This is a genomic window from Streptomyces sp. NPDC054765 (genome assembly GCF_053612065.1).
In genome coordinates this window covers 74,453-96,316 of the sequence record NZ_JBSHBP010000004.1, presented here as the reverse complement: position 1 = coordinate 96,316, position 21,864 = coordinate 74,453, and the positions used below count along the sequence as shown (strand labels likewise).

Genomic DNA, 21,864 nt, shown 5'->3' with positions numbered 1-21,864 from the left:
CAGTCGCCAGTACTGCGACGACGGGGTCAGTCGCCCCGTCCCAGCGCCTTCAGCAGGCCGTCGCGCAGCGCGGCCCGCTCCTCGTGCGAAAGGTGGTCGAGCGGCGAGGCGGTCCCCATCCGCCGCAGCAGCCCGAGCCGCAACTCCCGCCCCGCATCGGTGAGTACGAGCTGCTTGGCCCGCCCGTCCAGAGGGTGCGGACGGCGTACGACCATGCCCTGTTTCTCCAGCTTGGAGATGACATAGGTGACATTCGGCGGCTCGCAGCACAGCACCCCGGCCAGCTCCCGCGCGGTCTTCGGCTCGCCGAGCTCCTCCAGCGCCTTGGCCTGCGTCGGCGTCAGATCGAGCTCGGCGATCCGGCTGCGCTGATGGGCGTCCAGCCGGCGGCCCAGTTCCGTCACGAGCCCCCGGATCTCCCGGAACCCGCACCCCGCCGCCGCGGTCGACTTCGCTTCAGTGGTCACTCATGCAGCCTACGTCGCCACGGCGGCAAGCCTTCGGGGCGGCCGCCCCGAAGCTCAGCGTCCGGGCCGCACCGACACATCGTTGATCTCCGCGTCCCGCGGCAGATCGATGGCCGTGAGGATGGCCGTCGCGACCGACTCCGGATCGATCCAGCGGGCCGGGTCGTACTCCTTGCCCTCCTGGCGGTGGGTGCTCTCCTGCATCGGCGTGGCCGTACGCCCCGGGTAGACCGAGGTCACCCGCACGCCGTTGTCGTGCTCCTCCGCCCGCAGCGAGTCGGCCAGCGCCTTCAGACCGTGCTTGCTCGCCGCGTACGCGCCCCACTGGGCGTTCGCCCGGAGCCCGGCACCTGAGTTGACGAAGACGACATGCCCGTGGGTGACCCGCACCAGCGGCAGCAGCAGCCGGGTGAGCTCGGCGGGCGCGACCAGGTTGGCGGTCAGCTGCCGCTGCCAGGACTTGGCCGGGAGATCGCCGACCGCGCCCAGTTCGACGACGCCCGCGATGTGCTGGAGGGAGTCGATACGGTCCGGCAGCGGCTGCTGTCCGAAGGCCCAGGACAGCTTCTCGGGGTGCGCGAGGTCACCCACGAGCGTGCGGGCGCCGGGGAACTGCGCGGCCAGCTCCTTGGCCCGGACCGCGTTGCGCGCCAGCAGCCACAGGTCCTCCCCGCGCTCCGCGAGCCGCCGTGCGACCGCCGCTCCGATGCCCGACCCTGCGCCCGTGATCAAATGCGTACCCATGGGTCCGATCCTAACGAGCGGCCGGCGGGGGCGCGGGACACGGCGGCTCAGGCCTGGATGCCCGCCTTCTCCTCCAGGTAGGCCAGCGCACCGACGCCGTCCGCCGCGAAGAAGACCAGGTCGGTGAGCGGAATCGGCAGGAAGCCCTCCGACTCCATTCGCTGGAACTGCTCCTTCAACCCGTCGTAGAAACCGCCGGTGTTCAGCAGCACCACGGGCTTGGTGTGCATCCCGTGCTTGCGCAGTTCCAGGATCTCGGTGGCCTCGTCGAGCGTGCCCGTACCGCCGACCATGACGACGACGGCGTCGGCGCGCGCCAGCAGCTGCGCCTTCCGCTCGGCGAGGTCCTTGGTGACGACCATCTCATCGGCGCCTTCACGCGCCTTGTGCGCCAGGAACTCCACGGAGACGCCGATCAGTTTGCCGCCGGCCTCCTGCACGCCGTCGGCCATGACCTTCATCAGACCGGTGTCCGACCCGCCCCAGACCAGCGCATGCCCGCCCTTGCCGATCAGCTCGGCGAACCGGCGGGCGGGAATCACATAGCGGTCGTCGAGGTCGGCGGCGGAGCAGAAGACGCAGATATTCATGCCGTCACCTTACGAGCCGGGCGGTGGAGCGGCGCCGGTACGGGGCGAGCCGGGCGGTGGGGCGATGCCCGTACGGGAGGGGGTTGGCGGCCGGGGCGATGCCCGTACGGGCCGAGCCGGGCGGTGGGGCGATGCCCGCACGGGACGCCCCGCCGCCCGTGCCCTCCCGCTAGATCAGCCCCTGGTCCAGCATCGCCTCGGCGACCCGCTCGAAACCGGCGATGTTGGCGCCCGCGACATAGTCACCGGGCAGCCCGAACCGCTCCGCGGTCTCGTAGCAGCGGTGGTGGATCGCGCGCATGATCGACGCGAGCTCGCCCTCCGTGCGCTCGAAGGACCACGCCTCGCGCGAGGAGTTCTGCCGCATTTCCAGGGCGCTGGTCGCCACACCGCCCGCGTTGGCCGCCTTGCCGGGGCCGAAGGCCACACCGGCCCCCTTGAGCAGCGTCACCGCCGCGGGGGTGGTTGGCATGTTGGCGCCCTCGGAGACCGCCTTGACGCCGTTACGGACCAGGACCCGGGCGGCGTCCGCGTCCAGCTCGTTCTGGGTCGCCGACGGCAGCGCCACGTCGCATGCGACATCCCACACCCGCCCGCCGGGGACATAGGTGGCCGACACCCCGCGCTGCTCGGCGTACTCGCTGATCCGGCCGCGCTCGACCTCCTTGATCTGCCGCAGCAGCGCCAGATCGATGCCCTTGTCGTCGACGACATAGCCACCGGAGTCCGAGCAGGTCAGCACGTTGGCGCCGAGCGCCTGCGCCTTCTCGATGGTGTAGATCGCGACATTGCCGGATCCGGAGACCACCACCTGCTGCCCGTCCAGCTCCTCACCGCGCTGCTTGAGCATCTCCTCGGTGAACAGCACATTGCCGTAGCCGGTGGCTTCCGTACGGGCCTTGGAACCGCCCCAGGCGAGCCCCTTGCCGGTGAGCACACCGGCCTCCCAGCGGTTGGTGATCCGCCGGTACTGGCCGAAGAGATAGCCGATCTCCCGGCCTCCGACGCCGATGTCGCCCGCCGGTACGTCCGTGTGCTCGCCGAGATGACGGTGCAGCTCCGTCATGAACGACTGGCAGAAGCGCATCACCTCGGCATCCGACTTACCGTGCGGATCGAAGTCGCTGCCGCCCTTGCCGCCGCCGATGTTCAGCCCGGTCAGGGAATTCTTGAAGATCTGCTCGAAGCCGAGGAACTTCACGATCCCCAGATTCACGGACGAGTGGAAGCGCAGACCGCCCTTGTACGGGCCGAGCGCGCTGTTGAATTCCACCCGGAAGCCCCGGTTGACGTGAATCGCCCCGGAATCATCCTGCCAGGGGACCCGGAACATGATCTGCCGCTCCGGCTCGCAGACCCGCTCCAGGATCCTCGCCTCGGCGAACTCCGGGCGGGCCTTCAGCACGGGCGCCAGCGTCTCCAGCACCTCCAGTGCCGCCTGGTGGAACTCCGGCTCCCCGGGATTCCGCCGGACCAGCTCGGCGTACAGGGATGCCGGCCCGGTCGGATGAACCCCGGGCTTGACCTCAGATTGAACAGTCGACATGACTTCCGTTCCCTTCGTGGCCGCGGAAAGGCCGCCTGTGGTCCGGACCCTGACGAGTCCTCACAAGTGCGACAGCTCCTTGTGAGTCCTTATCGTCACCACTCCTCGATCCGGCAACCTCTGGCGTCCCGTCCCGTCGCGTTGTCGACTTTATGGTCACCACCCCGCCGGTCGGCTGTGGGATGCGCGACACGGCGTTCCCTTACGCAATTCCGCCAACTCCCCGACACCCCCGGCGCGCCCCGCCCCCACCCCATGCCCGCAGGTCAGCGCACCGGTATGGCTCCTCTTGCACCGCTCCCCGCACCGCGCACCCCCCGCCCCGCCGTGCACTGTGCAACACCTCACAGTTGACCGGCGGACACTCTTGCCGCACCTCACGCGCCCTGCATGCCCCACATGTCCCGCGTGCCCCCGCACAGACGCCGGCCGTTCGACGAGATGCCCGTCCTTTCCGTCACCCGCTCCTTCCGGCCCCGTGGATGACGGCCGGTTGCACAGGACCGGCCGGGACCAGCCCACCCCCGTGATGCGGCTGGTCCCGGCCCGCCCGCCCCCTCGCACGCCCCTGCCGGGCGGAAGATTCGACGGTCCGCCTCATGACGGCCCCGCTTCTCCCGTACCTCCGCAACGTCCGGTCCTGTGGCCTCTCGTGGAGCCTTGGCCGCGGCCCGCCGCGCTGCCCGCCTGCCTGCCTGCCTGCCTGTGGTCGGGGTACCGGCACCCGCAAAGGGAGGGCGCCGCCTCGGGGCCCTGGGGTCTTCAGCTTCCGGTCACGGCCGGCACGGCGGCGGTCGCGCCCGCTGCCGCTTCCCCCACCCCGTGCCCGGCGTCGCGCTCCGTCTCGGCCTTGACCATCTTCTCCATCGGATCGGCGCAGCTGCCGCCCCCGATGACCATCGCGAACAGGATGGCGACCAGCATCAGCACGGTCCCCAGCCAGACCATCGTGTGCACCGGAAGGGTGTAGGCGCCGACCACCCGTGCCACACACTCGACCAGCAGCACGGTCCCCCATATCAGCGAGAACCTCCGCTCGGCCCGTCGGAACGGTGCGGACCCGGCCATCAGCCGGTCCCAGGCGGCGTTCTTCGCCGCATTCCCCTTCGTCACGAACGGCTTGAGGCCGGCGGTCATCAGGGGCTTCCCCATGAACACGGAGGCGATCACCGCGATGCCGACGATGCTGCTCACACCGCTGTCCTTGGCGAGCATCAGCCGCGGATCGCCGGTCATCGTGCTCATGACCAGGCCCATCACATTGACGATGAGGATCACCAGCGCAAGGCCGTTGACCCCGGCGCCCCGCACCAGGCCCCAGACCGTACGCAGCGCCGGCACCACACTGCTCCAGGCCAGCGCCGCGACCTCGCTCAGCCCGAACCCGTCGCTGAGGATGTAGTACGACGCCAGCGGAATCCCCACGTCCAGGACCAGCGGCAACAGGCTCTGCGCCAGCGGATTCGGCGTCGCGCCGTCCACGACGACCTGCCCCTGCTCCCGGCTCTGGTTCCGGCTCCGGCTTCCGCCCCGGCTCTGGCTCTGACTCTCGCTCTCATTGCGGTTCACGGCGGGCTCCCCCAAGTTGCTCTCTGAACGACGTTTTCCTCGACACGTTCAGCTTCGGGCACGGCCGCACACCGCAACAGTTTCGACTGTCCTCGCTTCTCCATGACATTTGTCAGTGCCGAGATGACATTCCCCGGTTCCCGGCGGCCCCCGGCCCGTCAGGTCCCTCGTCGCCCCTGCGCAGGTCGCGCCGGAAGCCGTCCGAGCGGATACCGGTGGGGCGGCACCAGGTCCCGGCCCACCGTCCGGCGGTGAGCCGGACGGCTCACCAAAGAACCCGGGAAGAGAACCCCCCCTTACCTACCGCCGCCCAACTCCTCACCCTATCGGGTGACTTGGGCACGGAAGCGTCCGAAATGCGGTTAGGCTCGGCGCAGTTGCACTGCGACAGCGGCACCACAACGGCACGCAAAACGGCCCCCGGCGGGACGGCAATCCCGGTCCGAGGGCCTGATCACAAGGAAACAGACCTTCCCGATGACTTCAGCGCATTCTAACGCGCCCTCATCCGCGCCCTCACGTGTTTCCGGCGGCGTCATTCACATCCGTACGCGCCAGACCGCCCACTTCACCGTCCTCGCCAACCGCCTTGCGCAGCGCGCCGGTAGCGCGGTCACGGTCGGGGTCGCCGCGTACATCCTGTCCCTCCCCGACGGCGCACCGATCACGATTCAGGCGCTCTGCGTCCACTTCGCCGAGGGCAAGACCACCATCGCCGAGGCATTACGCGAGCTGGCGGACGAAGGCTGGCTGGAGCGGCGCGTCGAGCGCGGGCCGCGCGGCCGGATCGTCACCCGCACCTTCGCGTACGACCTGCCGGGGAGCCCCCCGGGACCGGTCCCCGAACCGGTCCCGGAAACGGCTCCGGCACCACCCGAGGCGCCGCACCCGGCCCCCGTCCCGGATTCGCACCCGGCCCCCGTCCCGGAGCCGTGCTCGGCCCGCACTCCGGCAAGCGCACCCGAGCCGAAGCCCACAACACCCACAGCCACACCCGCGGCCCCACCCGCAGCCGGGCCCGCAGCCCTACCCGCAGCCGCGCCACATCCCCAGGCCGCCCATCTCCTGACCTGTCTCCACCACCAGGACCGCCGTCTGCGCCTCTCCGAGCGCGAGATCGCCACTCTGGCCCCGGCCGTCGCGGACTGGCTCGACCGGGGCGTGCCCCCGCAGGAGGTCATCGCGACCCTGACCACCGGCCTCCCCGCACACCTCAGCCGCCGCCCGGCCCGCCTGCTGGCTCACCGCCTGGTCGCCCTGCGCCCACCGGCCCGTACGGCCCCGCTCCCGGAGCCAGGTCGCCCACCCGTCGTCCCGCTCCAGAACTGCGACGGCTGCGACCGCGCCTTCCGTGCCGGTCACCCGGGCCGCTGCCGCGACTGCCGTACCTCGTCCGAAGCGCGACCTGCCGCCTGAACGGGCCATACACCGACCATCCTCCGACCACGTCACTACCCAAGGCCGTAGCCTGAAAGGACAGAAATGAGTTCCGCACTCGCCGAGAAGGGGTCGCCCATGACGTCTTCACCGCCCCATGACGAGCCGCACCCCACCAGTGCACGCAAGGACACGCATCCGCTGCACACCATTCGCGAAATCCGTGAGGCGCTGCCGGAGCATCAGCGGCACCACTTCGACGCCGAGCTGGCAGAGACAGAGATCGGCGCTCTGCCCGAGATGGTCCACCGGTGGATCACCTTGGGGTTCGACGGATTCGAGGAATTTCTCCTGTCGACTCCCTTCGAGGGGCTGGAGTTCGGTGCCCGGTCCTATGACGAGCAGGAGGAAGGCGAGTGAGCTTCCTGTTCGACACGAATGTGATCGCCGAGTTGACCACCCGGGCGAGGCCCGACGAGCGTGTCCTCGCCTGGTTTCATACGACGCCACGACCTCTGCGCTACGTCAGCGTGATCACGATCGGGGAGATCGAGGCAGGCGTCGCGGCCACACCCGATGCCTACCGGCAAGAACGCTACGCCCAGGCTCTGGCCGAGGTACGGCAGGAGTACCGGATGCGCATCGTCCCCATCGGTGAGCCTGAAGCGATCACCTACGTCGCACTGCACCGCCAGCTGAAGGCCGCCGGGACGAACATCGACCCGGCCGACGCGCTGATTGCCGCAACAGCCCTGGCCAACGACTGAACCGTGGCCACCCGGAACGCCAAGCATTTCGAGCGCACCGGCGCCGCAGTGGTCAACCCCTGGGAACCCGCCGTGTAAGCCCGGCCTCGGGGAGGTCCCCGCCCGCATTCGCCGCTCTGCACTCGCGATCGTCGCGGTTGCGGAGCGGCGGTGTGCCGCATGGCGCGCAGGCGCCCGCCACGAAACCGCGGGTCGCGCACGGAAGGACCCACGGGGCTGCTTACGGACTCGCGGGACCGCTTACACCTCCGCCCGCACCCGCCGCTCCGTGGTGGCAATGGTCGCCGAGCCGACCACGCGGCTGCCGTCGTAGAGGACGATCGCCTGGCCGGGGGCCACGCCGCGGACCGGTTCGGTGAACGAGACCTGGAGCTCGGTGCCGTCCACCAGCTCGGCCGTGACCTCGGTCTCGCCGCCGTGGGCGCGGAGCTGGGCCGTGTAGGCCGCAGGTCCGGCCGTTGGGGGGCGGCCGCACCAGCGGGGGCGGATGGCGGTCAGGGCCGTGACGTCGAGGGAGTCGACGGAGCCGACCGTGACGGTGTTGTCGACCGGGGAGATGTCGAGGACGTAGCGCGGCTTGCCGTCGGGGGCCGGGTGGCCGATGCGCAGGCCCTTGCGCTGGCCGATCGTGAAGCCGTACGCGCCCTCGTGGGTGCCCAGGACCGCGCCGGACTCGTCGACGATGTCGCCCGGGGCCGTGCCGAGCCGCTTGGCCAGGAAGCCCTGGGTGTCGCCGTCGGCGATGAAGCAGATGTCGTGGCTGTCGGGCTTCTTGGCGACGAACAGGCCGCGGCGGGCGGCCTCTTCGCGGATCTCCGCCTTGGTGGTGAGGGTGTCGCCGAGCGGGAACATGGCGTGCGCCAGCTGGCGGTCGTCGAGGACGCCGAGGACGTACGACTGGTCCTTGGCCATGTCGGAGGCGCGGTGCAGCTCGCGGGTGCCGTCCTCGCGCAGGACGACGGTGGCGTAGTGGCCCGTGCAGACGGCGTCGAAGCCCAGCGCCAGGGCCTTGTCCAGGAGCGCGGCGAACTTGATCTTCTCGTTGCAGCGCAGGCAGGGGTTCGGGGTGCGCCCGGCCTCGTATTCGGCGATGAAGTCGTCGACGACGTCCTCGCGGAAGCGTTCGGCGAGATCCCAGACGTAGAAGGGGATGCCGATGACATCGGCGGCGCGGCGGGCGTCGTGCGAATCCTCGATCGTGCAGCAGCCGCGGGCGCCGGTGCGGAACGACTTGGGATTCTCGGAGAGTGCGAGGTGCACGCCTGTCACGTCATGGCCGGCCTCGGCGGCGCGGGCCGCGGCAACGGCGGAGTCGACACCGCCGGACATGGCGGCGAGTACGCGGAGGCGGCGGGGGGCGTCATCAGTCATAGCCCGTCCAGGGTAGACGGAACCGCGGACCGGGGGGAAAGCGTTGTGCAGCGCATGGGGAAGAGGGACGGGGAGAGCGACGCGGAGCAGGGCGACGGCCAGGGGGCCACGCCCGGCCTCACGCGGCGGCGGGCGTTGTGGATCGGGGGCGGCGGAGCGGTGGCCGCCGGGGTCGCGGCGCTCGCGGGGTGGGGTGAGCCGGCGCACTTGTGGTGGCGGCTGCCGGGCCATGGCGAGCCGCGCGCGGCGGGGGTGGTGGACTTCCGGGGCGCGCAGTGGGTCGCCGCGTCCCCGGAGAACTACCGGCGGGCGGACCGGCCGGCGGACTACGGGATCGACCGGGTGGTCATCCATGTCGTCCAGGGCAGCTTCGCGACCGCGCTGGACGTGTTCCAGGATCCGGACCACGAGGCCGCCGCCCACTACGTCGTCCGCAAGGACGGGCATATCGCGCAGATGATCCGCGAGCTGGATGTGGCGTTCCATGCGGGGAACCGCGGCTACAACGAGCGGAGCGTCGGGATCGAGCACGAGGGGTACGTGGACCGGCCGGAGTCGTTCACGGATGCCATGTACGCGTCGTCGGCGCGACTGACGGCCGCGATATGCCGGCGGTACGGCTTGCCGGCCGACCGGGAGCACATCGTGGGGCATGTGGAGGTGCCGGGGACGGATCACACCGATCCGGGGCGGCACTGGGACTGGGGCCGGTATCTGGGGCTCGTACGGGCCGAGCTGCGCAAGCCCGTGGGGAAGCCTTCGCGGGAGCGGTAGCCGGGGGCTCCGCTGCGGGCGCGGCGCCGGAGCACCATGGGGACACCCCGGCCGCCGGAGCGCCATGGGGATACCCCGGCTCACCGGCGCAGCGCCCGCATCGAGGACGGGCCCTGGCTCAGACCCGGCAGGCCGGCAGGCCTCAGCTCAGGCCCGCGCTCCGCGCCCGTTCCACGACCGGGCCGATGGCCTGGGCCAGTGCTGCCACGTCCTCCGCCGTGGAGGTGTGGCCCAGGGAGAACCGCAGGGTGCCGCGGGCCAGCTCCGGGGACATGCCGGTGGCCAGCAGGACGTGGCTGGGCTGGGCGACGCCCGCGGTACAGGCGGAGCCCGTGGAGCAGGCGATGCCCTGGGCGTCCAGGAGGAGCAGCAGGGAGTCGCCCTCGCATCCGGGGAACGAGAAGTGGGCATTGGCGGGGAGGCGGCCCGCGGGGTCCGGGTCGCCGCCGAGGACGGCGTCGGGGGCGGCGGCGCGTACGGCCTTGATCAGGTCGTCGCGCAGGGCGCCGATGTCGCGGGCGAAGTCCTCGCGGTGGGCGACGGCATACCGGCCGGCGGCGGCGAAGGCGGCGATGGCGGGGGTGTCGAGGGTGCCGGAGCGTACGTGCCGCTCCTGGCCGCCGCCGTGCAGCACCGGCACCGGGGCGTACTCCCGGCCGAGCAGCAGCGCGCCGATGCCGTAGGGGCCGCCGATCTTGTGGCCGGAGACCGTCATCGCGGCGAGCCCGGAGGCGGCGAAGTCGACCTCCAGCTGGCCGAACGCCTGCACCGCGTCCGCATGCAGCGGTACGCCGAACTCCCGGGCCACCTCGGCCAGTTCCCGGACCGGCTGGACGGTGCCGATCTCGTTGTTGGCCCACATGACCGTGGCGAGCGCGACATCGTCGGGGTTGCGGACGAGGGCCGTGCGCAGCGCCTCGGCGGGCACCCGGCCGTAGGTGTCGACCGGCAGCCACTCCACCCGGGCACCTTCGTGCTCGGCGAGCCACTCCACGGCGTCGAGGACGGCGTGATGCTCGACGGGGCTGGCGAGGACGCGGGTACGGGCCGGGTCGGCGGCCCGGCGCGACCAGTACAGGCCCTTGACCGCGAGGTTGTCGGCCTCGGTGCCGCCCGCGGTGAAGACGATCTCGCTCGGGCGGGCGCCGAGCGAGACGGCGAGGGACTCGCGCGCCTCCTCGACGGTACGCCGGGCCCGCCGGCCGTCGGCGTGCAGCGAGGAGGCATTGCCGGTGACGGTCAGCTGGGCGGTCAACGCCTGCACCGCGTCCGGGAGCATCGGGGTGGTGGCGGCGTGGTCGAGGTAAACCATGGTGCGCACGATTCTACGAGCCGGCGCGGCGTGCTCCGGGGGCGCATGCGCAGCGCGCGGGAGCGTCGCGCCCGCGGAGCCGTCGCCCGCGCGGCCCGGGGCTCCTGTGAGCGGCCCCGGGACGGCCCGTTCCGTTGGACGGCGGCGGCGGAGTTCCCGCAAACGGGACGGCGGGCCGGGCCACATGTCTAGGGCGCGAGGCGGCGGCTGAGGTTGCGGACCGCGGTGGCCGCGCCGGCTGTCGCCTCCGCCAGCGCTGCGGACGAGGTGAGCGTCTCCAGGGAAGCGCGGCAGCGGCTCAGGTCGGCGCGCGGGGGCCGGCCGGTACGTGTGAAGTCGGCCAGCAGGCCGGCGAGTTCGGCCTCGATGGCGTCGAGGGTGTTGAGGTGGGCGGCCAGCTCTGCCGCCGTTCCGCCGGTCTCCGCACCCGTGATCCGCAGCCGCAGCTGATCGCTCAGGGTGCGGACGGCCGCCGTCAGGTCACGCAGGACGGTGCCGGCGCGCGCGGTCTCCGCGGAGCGCGAGAGGCCGGGCCGGCCCCGGCCGACCGACGGCTCCCGCTCCGCGCCCCGTAGCAGCGCGCGGATGCCACGGGCCTCCGGGGCGCCGAACGCCTCGTGGACGGCGAGCGCCTCCCGCCAGTGCGCCTGGGCGCCCTGTTTGTGGCCCAGGGCGGTCTCGGCGTGCCCCAGCGCGGTCAGCGCGTCGGCGCGCCACCGCTCCCCGCCCGGCACCAGCAGCCGCTTCGCCGCGTCCTCGGCGGCACTCACCGCCTCACCGGGGCGGATCAGGGCGACCATCGCCTCGGCCATCCGGCAGCGGGTGCGCCCCGCCCAGAGGCGCTGGCGGTCCTCCTCGAACAGGGGCAGTGCCTGGAAGAGTTCACGCAGCGCATCGGCGTGCCGGCCGGCCGCCGACAGCGCTTCGGACAGCGCGTACCGGCCGTGCGCGAGCCGTGGGGAGCCGCCGCCGGCCCGGCGGTGGATACTGACGCTCCGCTCGGCGAACAGGACGGCATCGCTGCTGTTGCCGGCCGCCGCCCAGAGCCGGGCCAGCGCGGCGAGCGCCGCCGCCTCGCCCAGCTGGTCGTCGCGGTGACGGCACTGTTCCCAGGCCGCCGTGAGATGCCGCTCCGCCGTGTCGTGCCGGCCTTGGTGGAGGGCGGTGATCCCGCGCGCATACGCCGCGCGGCAGCGCGTGAGGGGATCGCGGGAGCGGTCGGTCAGCTGCTGGGCCCGCCGCGCCTCCGGCTCGGCCTCGGCGCTTTTGCCCAGGGCGAGATAGGCCTCGGCGAGGGCGACCCTGGCCCGGCCCTCTGCCTGTGCGTCCCCCTCCCGCGCCGCCCGCTCCGCCACGGTCCGGGCGGCCGGCTCATACGCGGCGGAGAGCGTCCCGGAATCCGCCGTCACCTGGGCGAGCAGCAGGACATCGGCGGCATCACGGACGATCCGCGGGGTGCGGACCGCGGCCTGGCGGACGAGCGCAAGCAGCTGCGGGGTCTCGTCGGCCCAGGCCGACAGGGCCTGGGTGCCGTCCTGCGCCGTGGGCAGGGGGGCGGAGGAGGTGGCCCGGCCGAGGTCACGGAGCAGCCGCTCACCCGGGTACCGGAGTGCGTGCACCTGCCGGCCCACGGCCAGGTACCAGGTCAGCAGCCGGGACAGTGCCGCGTCGTGCTCCGCCTCGGTCAGCTCGTGACCGGCGGCCCGGCGGGCGAGGTGCCGCAGTCCGTGCGTGAAGCGGTAGCGGCCGGCGCGGGTCTTCCGGAGCGCACCGGCTGTCAGCAGCTCGCCCAGCGACGAGCGGGTCTGCTGTGCGGTGGCGCCGAGCAGGGCGGCTGCGGCACCGAAGGAGAGCGTGGCGGACGCGGTGTCCGCCACGTCCGCCACGTCCGCCACGGCGAGAAGGCGCAGGGCCCGCTGTGCCGGCGGGGAGAGTTGCGCGTCCAGCCACGGGAGCGTCGCGGCCCCGGGCCCGGTGAAGAGCGCCGCCGCCTCGGCCGCCGTCAGCCGGGCCAGCGGGACGGCTTCGGCGGGCGGGGGAAGCGGGAGGCGGTCCCGGCCGGTGATCAGTACGGCGCCGCCCCGGGCACCCGGTCCGCCCCGGGCACCCGGTCCGCCCCGGGTACCCGGTCCGCCCCCGCGGCCGGGGAGCAGCGGGGCCACCCCCTCCGTGTCGGACGCGTCGTTGCCGGGGGCGTCGTCCAGCACCACGAGGACGCGGCGTTCGGCCAGCAGCGAGCGGTAGAGGGCGGCCCGGCCGTCGCGCCACAGGGGGATGCGCTCGGCCGGCACGCCCAGCGCGCGCAACAGCGCTTCGAGGACGGCGGTCGTCGTCGGCCGCTCGCCGGCGCTGCCGCGCAGGTCCACGAACAGCTGTCCGTCCGGGAAGTGGTCCGCCACCTCCTGCGCGACCCGCAGCACGAGGGCAGTCTTGCCGACGCCGGACGGCCCGTGAACGGCCCAGCAGGGCGGGGCTTCGCCCGTACCGCCCAGCAGCCCGGCGGCCAGCCGGGAGATCTGTTCGGTACGTCCGGCGAAGGGTTCCGGCGCCGGCGGCAGCGCCACCACATCGGCCCGCGGCCCGGCCGGCTCGTGCGCGGGCTCCAGCGGCCGAGACGAATCTGCCCGGTCCGCCCCGGAGCGCAATGACTGCGGCGGGGGCGCGAGGCGACGCTGCTGTGGCACCCGGCGGTCCGTGCGCTCGGGCACCACGCCCCCCATCCGCTCCAGCACCGGACTGGCCAGTACCGCGAACGCCCGCGCCGACGCATGCAGACTCAGCTCCCCTTCCTCGTCCCCCATGAGAACCGGGAAGTCCGGCAGCCGTCCCATGTACGGCTCCAGGGACCGGCCGACCGCCTCGACGACCTCCACGGCCTGTTCGGCGCCGAGCCCGCTGAACAGCAGCTCGCGGACGCCGGGACGGAAGTCGTACACGGGCTGGTCGAGTTGGCCCGGTGGCGGCGCGCCCAGGGCACCGTCCAGTGTGCGGGCGGCGCAGGCATCCCGCTCCTGTTCGGTGCGCTCCAGGAGGCCGCCGAGCAGGATCTCCGCAACATGGGTGGGCCCCGCGTCACGCATGGTGGCGGCCCGCACCAGCTGCATCAGGGGTGTGGTCAGGGGCCGGATCGCGGAGAGACGGACGGCGAGCCGATAGGCCTCGGGGGAGAACGTCCCACGGAAGTGGGCCAGCAACTCCTCGGCCGTGCCATGAGGTTCGGCCGGCCACTCCCGCACCGGCGCTTCGTCCAGCAGCACCGTGTCGATCAGATGCGGCACACCGGGGCGGGTGAGCAGGCCGGTCCACTGCTCCAGCGCTGAGGCGGTCGGATGCAGGACGGGCAGCGCAAGGAGGCCCTCGGCGTCCGGATCGCGCTCCCCGCTCAGCGCGTCACAGACGATGAGCCGTCCGAGGGGGCCGAACTCGCCCGGCGCGGCGAGCAGCCGTGGCCGGGCATCCAGGGCCGTGCCGCGCCACAGCCGCCGGGGCAGCGGGTTCAGCACGGCCAGCGGGCCATCGCGGCCCCATGCGGCGAGGGCGCGTACGGCCTGCGGGCCACGCCATCCCGGGCTCGTACCGTCGGTGAGCAGGAAGGTCACCGTCGCACCCACGGACGGCAGTGCGCCCGACGGGCCGCCCGGCCTCCGCGGGTCGACCGGATGGATCCGGACGGAGCGGAAGACCGTACTCCGGGCGAGGAGCGCACGCAGCTCGGCCGCGAGCGGCCCCCACACCTGCATGGACGGCGAGCAGTCCACCAACAGCACGGCCGACCAGCGCCGTTCCTGCTCGGGGCGGGAGACGACGTCGAGGAAGCCGGTCTCTGCGGCGAGCCGGACGGTTGCCTCGATATCGGTGACGGTGCGGTGCGGGTGGTCCCGGGACCTGCGCAACGGACGCAGTGCCCGGCCCAGTTGCTGGGCATCGGGCAGCGCACGTCCACCGGGCACCCGGGCGGGGCGGGCGTGGTCCGCGCCCGGCTCGCCGCTCTGGCTCCCCATGGCATAGAGCGCGCGACGGGGCGGGCCCGGGGGTGTCGGGGGCACCAATTCCCCGGCGGTTCCGGGTTGTTCGGAAGGCTCGGCGGGGTGAGCGGAGTCCATGGGACCGGCGGGCCCGGTGGGACCGGCGGACTCCGCGGGCCCGGACGGCCCACCGGACGGGCCGGCCCCCTCGGCGAGTCCGCCCGCCGCACCCTCTTCGCCCCCGCCCTCCGCGCACCCCTCACCGTCACCGGCGCCGCCCCCGGTCCCGCCTCCGGTTTCGCTCGCCACCCCGTCCACACGCTCCCCCGGCTCCCCCGACTCCCCCGGGGCCGCAGCCGCCGCACGCCCCTCCATCACCCGCGTCAGCCACAGCACATCGAGGAGTTCCGTGGGCCCGAGGTCGTAACCGCCGGCGGCCATCGTCCGTCGCAGTCGGTCGATCATGGCGACATGGGCTCGTCGAGGCGGTGCAGGACGGCGGCGAGAAGCTCTTCCTTGGAGAGGTCGGCGCCGCTGATGCGCAGATGGACGGCGGCCAGCAGCTGATCGGTGGCCAGTGTCTGGGTTTGCGCGCGCTGGTGGAAGACCTCGATGAGGTCCTCCGCGGCGGCGACCGCCTGCGTGCCCAGATTGTGTTCAATGATCTTCCGCAGCCGGTCGCCCGTCGGCTCCGGCAGATCCAGCCGTACGCAGCGGCGCAGGAACGCGGGCGGGAAGTCCCGTTCGCCGTTGCTGGTCATGACGACGATCGGGAAGTGGGTACAGCGGACCACCCCGCGGTGGACCGCGACCCGCTCCCGGCTCCCGCTCAGCAGGACTTGTACCTCCTGCTGGTGCTCGGGGAGACGGGCCAGCTCCGGGATCTCGAACTCGCCTTCCTCCAGGACGACCAGCAGATCGTTGGGCAGGTCGATATCGGCCTTGTCGAGTTCGTCGACGAGCAGGACCCGGGGACGGTCGGCCGCCAGTGCGCTGCCGAGCGGGCCGAGGCGGAGGTACTGGCCGATGTCGCCGGCCGCCGTGGCGTGCCGGGCCCGGGGGCGGCGTGCCACGCCGTGCGGCGCCTCGCGTTCGCGGCGCAGCGAGGCCTCCCGGAGCCGGCCCACGGCGTCGTAGCGGTAGAGGGCGTCCTGGAGCGTGGAGCGGCTGTTGACCGACCAGCGCAGGACGTCACCGAGCCCCAGCTCCTCGGCGACGGCGCGGGCCAGTGAGCTCTTGCCGGCCCCGGGGCGGCCGGTGACCAGCAGCGGACGGTGCAGATGCAGCGCGGCGTTGACGACGGAGATCTCGTTGCGCTCCAGGAGGTACGGCGCATGGGGCGGCGTCCCGGGGCCGGCCGGAAAGCGGCGCCAGGGCGGTGGGGCGGGCAGGTCCGAAGGGCCGCGGAACACCCACCAGCCCTCCGGTTCCGCCCCCGGGTCGTCGTGTGCGCCTGCTGCGCTCTGTCCGGTCACCGCACGTTCTCCTCGTTCATCACTGCGTCCACACTCGAAGATTCAGGGCTGGGTCAGCACCCAGGCGTCGGGGGCGAGTTGCGGCGGCCGGTGGTCGGGCGCGTCGTAGAGCAGGGACAGCCGGCGGCCGTGGTGGGTGGCGCTCCCGGGGTCGGCCATCGCCTTGGCTCGCTCCAGGCGTACCACCTCGGGGACCTCGGTGTGGTTCGCGCCGTCCACCAGGGCCAGCAGGTCCTGGGCAATGTGCGCGCCGTGTTCGGCGCGGTGCCACAGCACGGTGTGGACGCCCGCCTGGACGCACTGCCGCAACAGCGTTCCGTGATGGTGCGGCGCACAGCACACGATCACCGTCCCGGCGTCCCGGTGCACTTCGAGCTGCGCGCGGGCGACCATCCGGTCGGTGTGCCGGTGGTCGAGGACCAGCCGCTTGGCGTGGGGCAGGGCCGCGGTGCGCTGTTTCCAGCCGGCGTAGCTCTCCCGGGACCGTTCCGTGGTGCGCACCACCACCCGCCGGGTGATCCCCGGCGCGAACGGCCCGTCCTCGTCGCTGTCGGGCGACTCCCAGGAGTCGACGTCGAGACCGAGCCATGCGGACGGCAGGAAGTACTCCACCAGGGCGGTCTCCGGATCCTCCCGGACCTCGGTGCGCAGCACCCGGCGGATGTCGTCGACCACCTGCTCACTGCCCGCCTCGGCATCGCGGACCAGCGCGAGACGGTGCGGCTGGCGGTCGGCGAAGGCCCAGATCTGGTAGGTGAAACGGCGCCCGGTGGGGGTGGGCAGCAGCTCCACCTGTACGCGCGGGGCGGCGGCGGGGGTGCCGGTGCCCGGCAGACCGGGTGCCGGGGTGCGGACCGGGGTGGCGGCCGCGACATCGGCGCGGAACTGGCTGACCGCCGCCTCGTCGACACCCGACCGGGCGGCGACCCGCTCGACCCAGGCATCCAGGTCCTCGGCCGGATAGGCACCGGCGGCGCGTTCCTCGGCGCTGATCCGCACCACACCTTGCAGCAGCGGTGGCACGGGCGCACCGGTGGTGGAGCTGAAGCCCTCCAGCGCGTCCATCGCGTCGGCCAGGCCGGTGACGGCGGGCAGCTCCGGGGCGTGCGGCAGTACGCGCTCCAGGAGGGTGCGCGGATCCGTACGGCGGCAGTGGGCCAGCAGACCGGAAAGGTCACGGCGCTGGCGGGTGGTCAGGTGCTCACCGGGGCGGACCGTACGGGCGGCACGCCGCAGCCGCTCCCAGTCCTCGCGGGCGCCGTGGAGGCCGGGCCGGGGGTGCGGGTCGTAAGGGTCGGCGGCGGCCGGCGGCTCGTGGTCCCGTACCAGGTCGAGGAGTTCGGGGATGCCGCGGCGGACGCTCACGGCCAGCCCGACGAGACGTTCCAGGTCGGCCGCCGGGCCCGCCGAGGTCCTGCCGAGCCGGGCGGCGAGCTGCTCCTCGCACGCCAGGACCGCCGCGCGGCCCTTCAGCACCCGCTCCAGCGCGGTGAGCAGCTGTTGTACGCCACGCCGCGCGGTGGGCACCGCCGAGGGCGGAAGCGTGGGGAGTTCGGCCTCGATGGCCGGGACGCTGATGGCGTACATCGTCGTCGGCGGTGTCCCGGCGGCCGCCGTTTCCGGGGCCCGGTGCACGGCCGCGACCAGGCCGACCACGGCCTGCCGCGCGCGGTCCCACAGCGGCCCGCCGCTGAAGCCCTCGGTGACCTGGGCGCCGCCGAGCACGTCCAGGGCGATCCAGGGCGGCGCCGAGACGCGGGGCACGGCACGCACCGTGGGCAGCGGATTGCCGCTGGCCCATAACGCGATGGTCTCGTTGGCGTAGCTGTGCTGCAGGAACGGTGCGGGCTCGGCGCCCTCGGGCGGGGCACCGGTCAGCTCCAGTACGGCGAGATCGCCGTGGTACGGCACCCGTCCGGGCGCGACCGGCTCGCTCCCCGCCGCCGTGGCCCGCGGCGGCACCCACATCTCCCGTACGACCCGCGCGGGCAGGTCGCGGCCGGCCACGACATGGGGCAGCCGGAGCGTGACGGTGTCGCCCGGTCCGGGGGTGTCCTGGGCGAAACGGCTTCTGCCCAGTGCGCTGTTGACGACATGTGCGCAGGTCAGGACGAGACGCTCGGCGACCAGTACGCCCGCGCCGACGGCCCGGTCACCGTGCCGCACCGAGGCGAAGGACAGCTGGAGCGGAGTGTCCGGACCGGCGCCTGCGCTCACGGCGTCGTCCCGCCTGCTTCCGCCGCGCCGCTGCCGAGGTTCCAGGTGGCGGACACCTTGAAGCTGGCCTCGCCGTTGCCGGAGAACACCCCGAGGCTCAGATCGGATCCGAGCGTGACGCCGAACTCCACGGTGACCTCGTCGGGGCGGTGGCTGCCGCTGGAGATCGAGCGGTGGATCTGGCCGAGCACGCCGCTGAGCGGACGCAGGGCCTCTTCGAGGGCCTCGCCGCCACGGGTCAGCGCCCGGCTCATCCGGCTGTCCACGCTGACCGGCTGGGCGGAGCCGAACGCGTCGGGCAGCTCCAGCTCACCGTCGGCGTCGGGATGCCGGGGTGAGCCGTCGCCGGGCGGCCGCTGTCCGCCGGGCTGCTCGGGTGCGCCGGACCGGCCGGCCGCGGCCGGCCCCTCGGCCCGCAGCCACACGACGGTTGCATCATCAATTCTGAGAGCCACGTCCCCCATGCCGCTCAGTCTGTCATGTGCCGCGCGGCGACCGCCCGCTCTTTTGCGTCACACTTTCCCCTTCCGCACCGTGAGCCACCTGCGAAAAGGACGGGAGGCCGTACCGGCCGCGCCCCCTACTCCCGCAACAGCGCCCGCGCCAACTGCCGTGACTGGGCGACCAGTCGGTCCTTGGAGTCCCAGACCTCCGCGTCCTCCTCCAGGAAGCCGCCCGCCAGGTTGCGGGTGGTGATGGCGACGCGCAGCGGGCCAGGGGCCGGGCGGCAGCGGATGTGGGCGGTCAGCTCGACGGTCGGTACCCAGCCGGACAGACCCATCTCGAAGGCGGTCGGCGGCAGCGCGTCGACGGTGAGCAGGAGGGAGAGCGGGTCGGGCTCGCGGCCGTCGGCGAGGCCGAACCAGGCGCGCATCTCGCCCTTGCCGGAGGGGGCACCGACGGCCCAGCCGGCGGTCGCCGGGTCCAGGCGGAGCGCGAGGCGCTCGGCGATGGCCGTGCTGCCGGTAAGGGCGGGGCGGCCGCCGGGGGCGCTGTCGGCACCCGGGCAGTGTTCGTACGGGGGGATGGCCGGCGGTTTGGCGGTGGTGCGGACGTCGTCGGGCAGCGCACCGAGGTCGCCGTAGGCGGCGAGCACCCGCAGCCGCTCGATCTCGCTGCCGTCCTCCGCGAACTGGACGAGGGTGGCGGTGCCGGTCGACAGCGTGCGGCCGGTGCGGACCACGTCGGTGCGGATGACCGCGGGGCCGGGGACCGAAGCCGTCAGATAGTGCGCGGTGACCGAGAGCGGGTCGGGGTGCGGGAGGGCGTCGCCCAGGGCGCGGCCCATCAGCGCGAGGAGGTAGCCGCCGTTGACCGCCTGGATGATCGTCCAGCCGGCGGAGAGGTGGGCGTCATAGACGCCCGGGGCGCGGCGGGTGACCGCCGTATCGCGGTCGAACTCGCTGTTGCCTTGGGTCACCGGAGCCATGGGTTGCACGCTACACCGGATAGTTACCGACCGGTAGTGTCAGTTTTGACGACCTCGGACGGAAGCACTCCTTCCGGGCCTGCCATGATGTGCGCCATGCTTCACGTGCTCTACCTCGTCGGCGTCGCGGCCTTCGCGGCGAGCGGTGTGCTGGCCGCCTACCGCGCCAACATGGACCCCTTCGGCGGCCTGGTGCTCGCCTTCGCCGCGTCCATCTCCGGCGGCACGCTGCGCGATCTCATCCTCGACCGGCGGCCGCTGTACTGGACGCACGACTGGGTGCTGCTGACCGTGATCATCTGCGTCGGCGTCGGCACCATGGCCTATCTGCGGTTCTGGCAGCTGCCGCACAAGTCACTGCTGGTGGTCGACGCGGTCGGACTGTCCGTGGTCACGGTGATCGGGGCCCGCGCCGCGATCGAGGCAGGCGCCACCCCGCTCGCGGTGATCATCCTGGCGGTGCTGACCGGGGTCGCCGGTGAGGTCATCCGCGATGTGCTGTGCGGGGAGTTCCCGCCGCTGCTGCTGCGGGAGGACGTCTACGCGATCGCCGCGCTGGCCGGCGGCTGCTGCTATCTGCTGCTGCACCACCTCGGCGCCGGGGCCACCCCCGCCGCGGCGGTCTCGGCGGGGGTGGTGTTCGCACTGCGGATGGGGGCGGTCTACCTCGGGCTGCATCTGCCGCGCCCGCAGCAGCTCCGCAACCGCGGCGGGCAGCACGACTCCGACTGACCGCGGCGGCAGGGACCCGGGTTTCTAGTTGCCCGGCAGAAGCGGCTTGCGGTCCGTGTTGAGCCAGGCGCCGAAGAGGTCGTCCAGCTGCTGCCCGGAGATCTTCTCGGCGAGCGCGATGAACTGGGCGGTGTCCGCGTTGCCGTAGCGGTGCGCGGCGGTCCAGGCCGGCAGCAGCCTGAAGAACGCCTTGTCCCCGATCCGCTCGCGCAGCGCCTGCAGCGTCATCGCACCGCGGGTGTAGACCGCCTGGGCGAACATGGTGTCCCGCTGCGGATCGGCGACCTTCACCTTCCAGAAGGCGTCGTCCGCCGGCCGGGCGTCGTACGCCTTGCGGAAGGCGTCATGGGCGCTTTGGGTGCCGCGGTGCTCGGCCCACAGCCACTGCGCATAGCTGGCGAAGCCCTCGTTGAGCCAGATGTTCTTCCACTGCTTGACGGATACCGAGTCGCCGAACCACTGGTGGGCCAGCTCGTGGACGATGGTCGTCTCGTTGCGCACGGCCGAGTAGGCGGGCTTGGACTGCACCTCCAGCGAGAAGCCGGCCTGCGGCATGTCGTCGACGATCGCGCCGGTCTCCTCGAAGGGGTACGGGCCGAAGACCTTCGACCAGTAGTCCGTGGCCGCGGCGGTGACACCGTAGACATCGACATTGCCCGTGGGCAGCGTCGGATCGGTGGCGACATAGATGGGGGTGCCGCCGGGGGTGGTGCCCGTACGGACGTCGAACTTGCCGATGGTGGCGGTGGCCAGGTACGTCGCCATCGGCCGGCTCTCGCGCCAGTGGGCGTACGAGCGGCCGTGCGCCTCCCCGGAGCTGATCAGCCGGCCGTTGGAGACACCGGTCAGGCCCTTGGGGGCGTCGATGCGGATGTCATAGGTCGCCTTGTCGCCGGGGTGGTCGCTGGAGGGGAACCACGTCGAGGCGGCGTTCGGCTCGCAGGCAACGAAGACACCGTCCTTGGTCTTCATCCATCCGTAGTCGGAGCCGAAGATGATCGGACCGCTCAGCGGCTTGGGGACGCCGTGGTAGGCGACGGTGACGGTGAACGTCTTGCCGTGGCGCAGCGTGAAGTCGGGGCGTACGGATATCTCGTCGCCGGATCTGGCGAAGTGCGCCCGCCGGCCGTTCACCCGGATCGAATCGACCGTCAGCTTCTGCAGGTCGAGGTCGAAGGCGGAGAGGTTCTGGGTGGCCCTGGCGGTGAGCGTGGTGCGGCCGTCGAGGCGGCCGCTGCCGGGCTGGTAGCTGACGCCGAGGTCGTAGTGCAGGGCGTCGAAGCCGCCATTGCCCAGCTTGGGGAAGTACGGATCACCGACGCCCGGGGCGCCGGGAGAGGCACCGGGCGCGGCGGCGATGGTGGCGGCCGAGGCCACCGCGGTGGCCAGAGCGAGCCAGCGGGAGGTGCGACGTGCGGAACGGGAGAGTGCCATGAGCCATCCCTTCGGACACACGGATGAAAGTTCGCCTCAAGATCGAACAACCGTGCCGACTCTGCACTCTCCCGTCGCGCTTTGCCCAGGACTTT

Annotated in this window: 18 protein-coding genes; 5 read left to right on the top strand and 13 right to left on the bottom strand. The window is 72.7% G+C overall.

The genetic code is table 11. The features are described 5' to 3' along the window. Window positions 1-26: 26 nt before the first annotated feature. The 5 genes from ACWGJY_RS04445 to ACWGJY_RS04425 form a co-directional block, all read right to left on the bottom strand. Entirely contained in the window at window positions 27-404 is a 378-nt protein-coding gene (locus ACWGJY_RS04445) for a MarR family winged helix-turn-helix transcriptional regulator (protein WP_453259392.1), read from the bottom strand. A gap of 117 nt (window positions 405-521) precedes the next feature. Further along, entirely contained in the window at window positions 522-1,211 is a 690-nt protein-coding gene (locus tag ACWGJY_RS04440; protein WP_453259297.1) for an SDR family oxidoreductase, read from the bottom strand. 47 nt (window positions 1,212-1,258) lie between these two features. Beyond that, window positions 1,259-1,801 (bottom strand): LOG family protein, encoded by a 543-nt coding sequence (locus ACWGJY_RS04435; protein WP_453259296.1) that lies wholly within the window; start codon window positions 1,799-1,801, stop codon window positions 1,259-1,261. Window positions 1,802-1,970: 169 nt separating this feature from the next. Further along, a complete protein-coding gene (gene gdhA / locus ACWGJY_RS04430; RefSeq protein ID WP_453259295.1) occupies window positions 1,971-3,347 on the bottom strand; it encodes an NADP-specific glutamate dehydrogenase in 1,377 nt (458 codons plus the stop codon). A gap of 762 nt (window positions 3,348-4,109) precedes the next feature. Beyond that, entirely contained in the window at window positions 4,110-4,829 is a 720-nt protein-coding gene (locus ACWGJY_RS04425) for a VC0807 family protein (RefSeq protein WP_453259391.1), read from the bottom strand. A 564-nt stretch (window positions 4,830-5,393) separates the two neighbouring features. Between ACWGJY_RS04425 and ACWGJY_RS04420 the strand changes: the two genes are divergently transcribed. The 3 genes from ACWGJY_RS04420 to ACWGJY_RS04410 all read left to right on the top strand — a co-directional run bounded on the left by ACWGJY_RS04420 (window position 5,394) and on the right by ACWGJY_RS04410 (window position 7,060). After that, a complete protein-coding gene (locus ACWGJY_RS04420; RefSeq protein WP_453259294.1) occupies window positions 5,394-6,332 on the top strand; it encodes a GntR family transcriptional regulator in 939 nt (312 codons plus the stop codon). 66 nt (window positions 6,333-6,398) lie between these two features. Beyond that, window positions 6,399-6,713 (top strand): hypothetical protein, encoded by a 315-nt coding sequence (locus ACWGJY_RS04415; protein ID WP_453259293.1) that lies wholly within the window; start codon window positions 6,399-6,401, stop codon window positions 6,711-6,713. Beyond that, window positions 6,710-7,060: a PIN domain-containing protein gene (locus ACWGJY_RS04410; protein ID WP_453259292.1), complete on the top strand. Its 351-nt coding sequence runs from the start codon at window positions 6,710-6,712 to the stop codon at window positions 7,058-7,060. Before ACWGJY_RS04415 ends, ACWGJY_RS04410 begins: the two co-directional genes overlap by 4 nt. A gap of 240 nt (window positions 7,061-7,300) precedes the next feature. Here ACWGJY_RS04410 and mnmA read toward each other — a convergent pair whose 3' ends face one another. Further along, on the bottom strand, window positions 7,301-8,431 hold the full coding sequence (gene mnmA, locus ACWGJY_RS04405; RefSeq protein ID WP_453259291.1) for a tRNA 2-thiouridine(34) synthase MnmA: 1,131 nt from the start codon (window positions 8,429-8,431) through the stop codon (window positions 7,301-7,303). A gap of 54 nt (window positions 8,432-8,485) precedes the next feature. Here mnmA and ACWGJY_RS04400 point away from each other — a divergent pair, with 54 nt between their 5' ends. Then, complete coding sequence (locus tag ACWGJY_RS04400) at window positions 8,486-9,205, top strand: N-acetylmuramoyl-L-alanine amidase (protein WP_453259290.1); 720 nt, start codon at window positions 8,486-8,488, stop codon at window positions 9,203-9,205. Between the two features lie 142 nt (window positions 9,206-9,347). Here ACWGJY_RS04400 and ACWGJY_RS04395 read toward each other — a convergent pair whose 3' ends face one another. From ACWGJY_RS04395 to ACWGJY_RS04370, 6 genes are all read right to left on the bottom strand, one after another. Beyond that, window positions 9,348-10,517: a cysteine desulfurase family protein gene (locus ACWGJY_RS04395; RefSeq protein WP_453259289.1), complete on the bottom strand. Its 1,170-nt coding sequence runs from the start codon at window positions 10,515-10,517 to the stop codon at window positions 9,348-9,350. A 188-nt stretch (window positions 10,518-10,705) separates the two neighbouring features. After that, entirely contained in the window at window positions 10,706-14,947 is a 4,242-nt protein-coding gene (locus ACWGJY_RS04390; protein ID WP_453259288.1) for an SAV_2336 N-terminal domain-related protein, read from the bottom strand. Next, window positions 14,944-15,957 carry an AAA family ATPase gene (locus ACWGJY_RS04385; RefSeq protein ID WP_453259287.1) on the bottom strand — a complete coding sequence of 338 codons (1,014 nt, stop codon included), beginning with the start codon at window positions 15,955-15,957 and terminating at the stop codon, window positions 14,944-14,946. Before ACWGJY_RS04385 ends, ACWGJY_RS04390 begins: the two co-directional genes overlap by 4 nt. A 42-nt stretch (window positions 15,958-15,999) precedes the next feature. Beyond that, window positions 16,000-18,174 carry a VMAP-C domain-containing protein gene (locus ACWGJY_RS04380; RefSeq protein ID WP_453259286.1) on the bottom strand — a complete coding sequence of 725 codons (2,175 nt, stop codon included), beginning with the start codon at window positions 18,172-18,174 and terminating at the stop codon, window positions 16,000-16,002. After that, on the bottom strand, window positions 18,171-18,638 hold the full coding sequence (locus ACWGJY_RS04375) for a CU044_2847 family protein (protein WP_453259285.1): 468 nt from the start codon (window positions 18,636-18,638) through the stop codon (window positions 18,171-18,173). Before ACWGJY_RS04375 ends, ACWGJY_RS04380 begins: the two co-directional genes overlap by 4 nt. A 116-nt stretch (window positions 18,639-18,754) precedes the next feature. Beyond that, a complete protein-coding gene (locus ACWGJY_RS04370; RefSeq protein WP_453259284.1) occupies window positions 18,755-19,603 on the bottom strand; it encodes a thioesterase family protein in 849 nt (282 codons plus the stop codon). A 96-nt stretch (window positions 19,604-19,699) separates the two neighbouring features. Here ACWGJY_RS04370 and ACWGJY_RS04365 point away from each other — a divergent pair, with 96 nt between their 5' ends. After that, window positions 19,700-20,335: a trimeric intracellular cation channel family protein gene (locus tag ACWGJY_RS04365; RefSeq protein ID WP_453259283.1), complete on the top strand. Its 636-nt coding sequence runs from the start codon at window positions 19,700-19,702 to the stop codon at window positions 20,333-20,335. Window positions 20,336-20,359: 24 nt separating this feature from the next. Here ACWGJY_RS04365 and ACWGJY_RS04360 read toward each other — a convergent pair whose 3' ends face one another. After that, window positions 20,360-21,769, bottom strand: a complete 1,410-nt coding sequence (locus ACWGJY_RS04360) for a M1 family metallopeptidase (RefSeq protein WP_453259282.1) — start codon at window positions 21,767-21,769, stop codon at window positions 20,360-20,362. Window positions 21,770-21,864 lie beyond the last annotated feature (95 nt).

Coding starts and splice junctions, on each gene's coding strand:
- ACWGJY_RS04390 (WP_453259288.1), bottom strand. CDS start 14,947: ATGATCGACCGACTGCGACGGACGATGGCCGCCGGCGGTTACGACCTC.
- mnmA (WP_453259291.1), bottom strand. CDS start 8,431: ATGACTGATGACGCCCCCCGCCGCCTCCGCGTACTCGCCGCCATGTCC.
- ACWGJY_RS04440 (WP_453259297.1), bottom strand. CDS start 1,211: ATGGGTACGCATTTGATCACGGGCGCAGGGTCGGGCATCGGAGCGGCG.
- ACWGJY_RS04375 (WP_453259285.1), bottom strand. CDS start 18,638: ATGGGGGACGTGGCTCTCAGAATTGATGATGCAACCGTCGTGTGGCTG.
- ACWGJY_RS04395 (WP_453259289.1), bottom strand. CDS start 10,517: ATGGTTTACCTCGACCACGCCGCCACCACCCCGATGCTCCCGGACGCG.
- ACWGJY_RS04435 (WP_453259296.1), bottom strand. CDS start 1,801: ATGAATATCTGCGTCTTCTGCTCCGCCGCCGACCTCGACGACCGCTAT.
- ACWGJY_RS04420 (WP_453259294.1), top strand. CDS start 5,394: ATGACTTCAGCGCATTCTAACGCGCCCTCATCCGCGCCCTCACGTGTT.
- ACWGJY_RS04365 (WP_453259283.1), top strand. CDS start 19,700: ATGCTTCACGTGCTCTACCTCGTCGGCGTCGCGGCCTTCGCGGCGAGC.
- ACWGJY_RS04415 (WP_453259293.1), top strand. CDS start 6,399: ATGAGTTCCGCACTCGCCGAGAAGGGGTCGCCCATGACGTCTTCACCG.
- ACWGJY_RS04400 (WP_453259290.1), top strand. CDS start 8,486: ATGGGGAAGAGGGACGGGGAGAGCGACGCGGAGCAGGGCGACGGCCAG.
- ACWGJY_RS04370 (WP_453259284.1), bottom strand. CDS start 19,603: ATGGCTCCGGTGACCCAAGGCAACAGCGAGTTCGACCGCGATACGGCG.
- ACWGJY_RS04360 (WP_453259282.1), bottom strand. CDS start 21,769: ATGGCACTCTCCCGTTCCGCACGTCGCACCTCCCGCTGGCTCGCTCTG.
- gdhA (WP_453259295.1), bottom strand. CDS start 3,347: ATGTCGACTGTTCAATCTGAGGTCAAGCCCGGGGTTCATCCGACCGGG.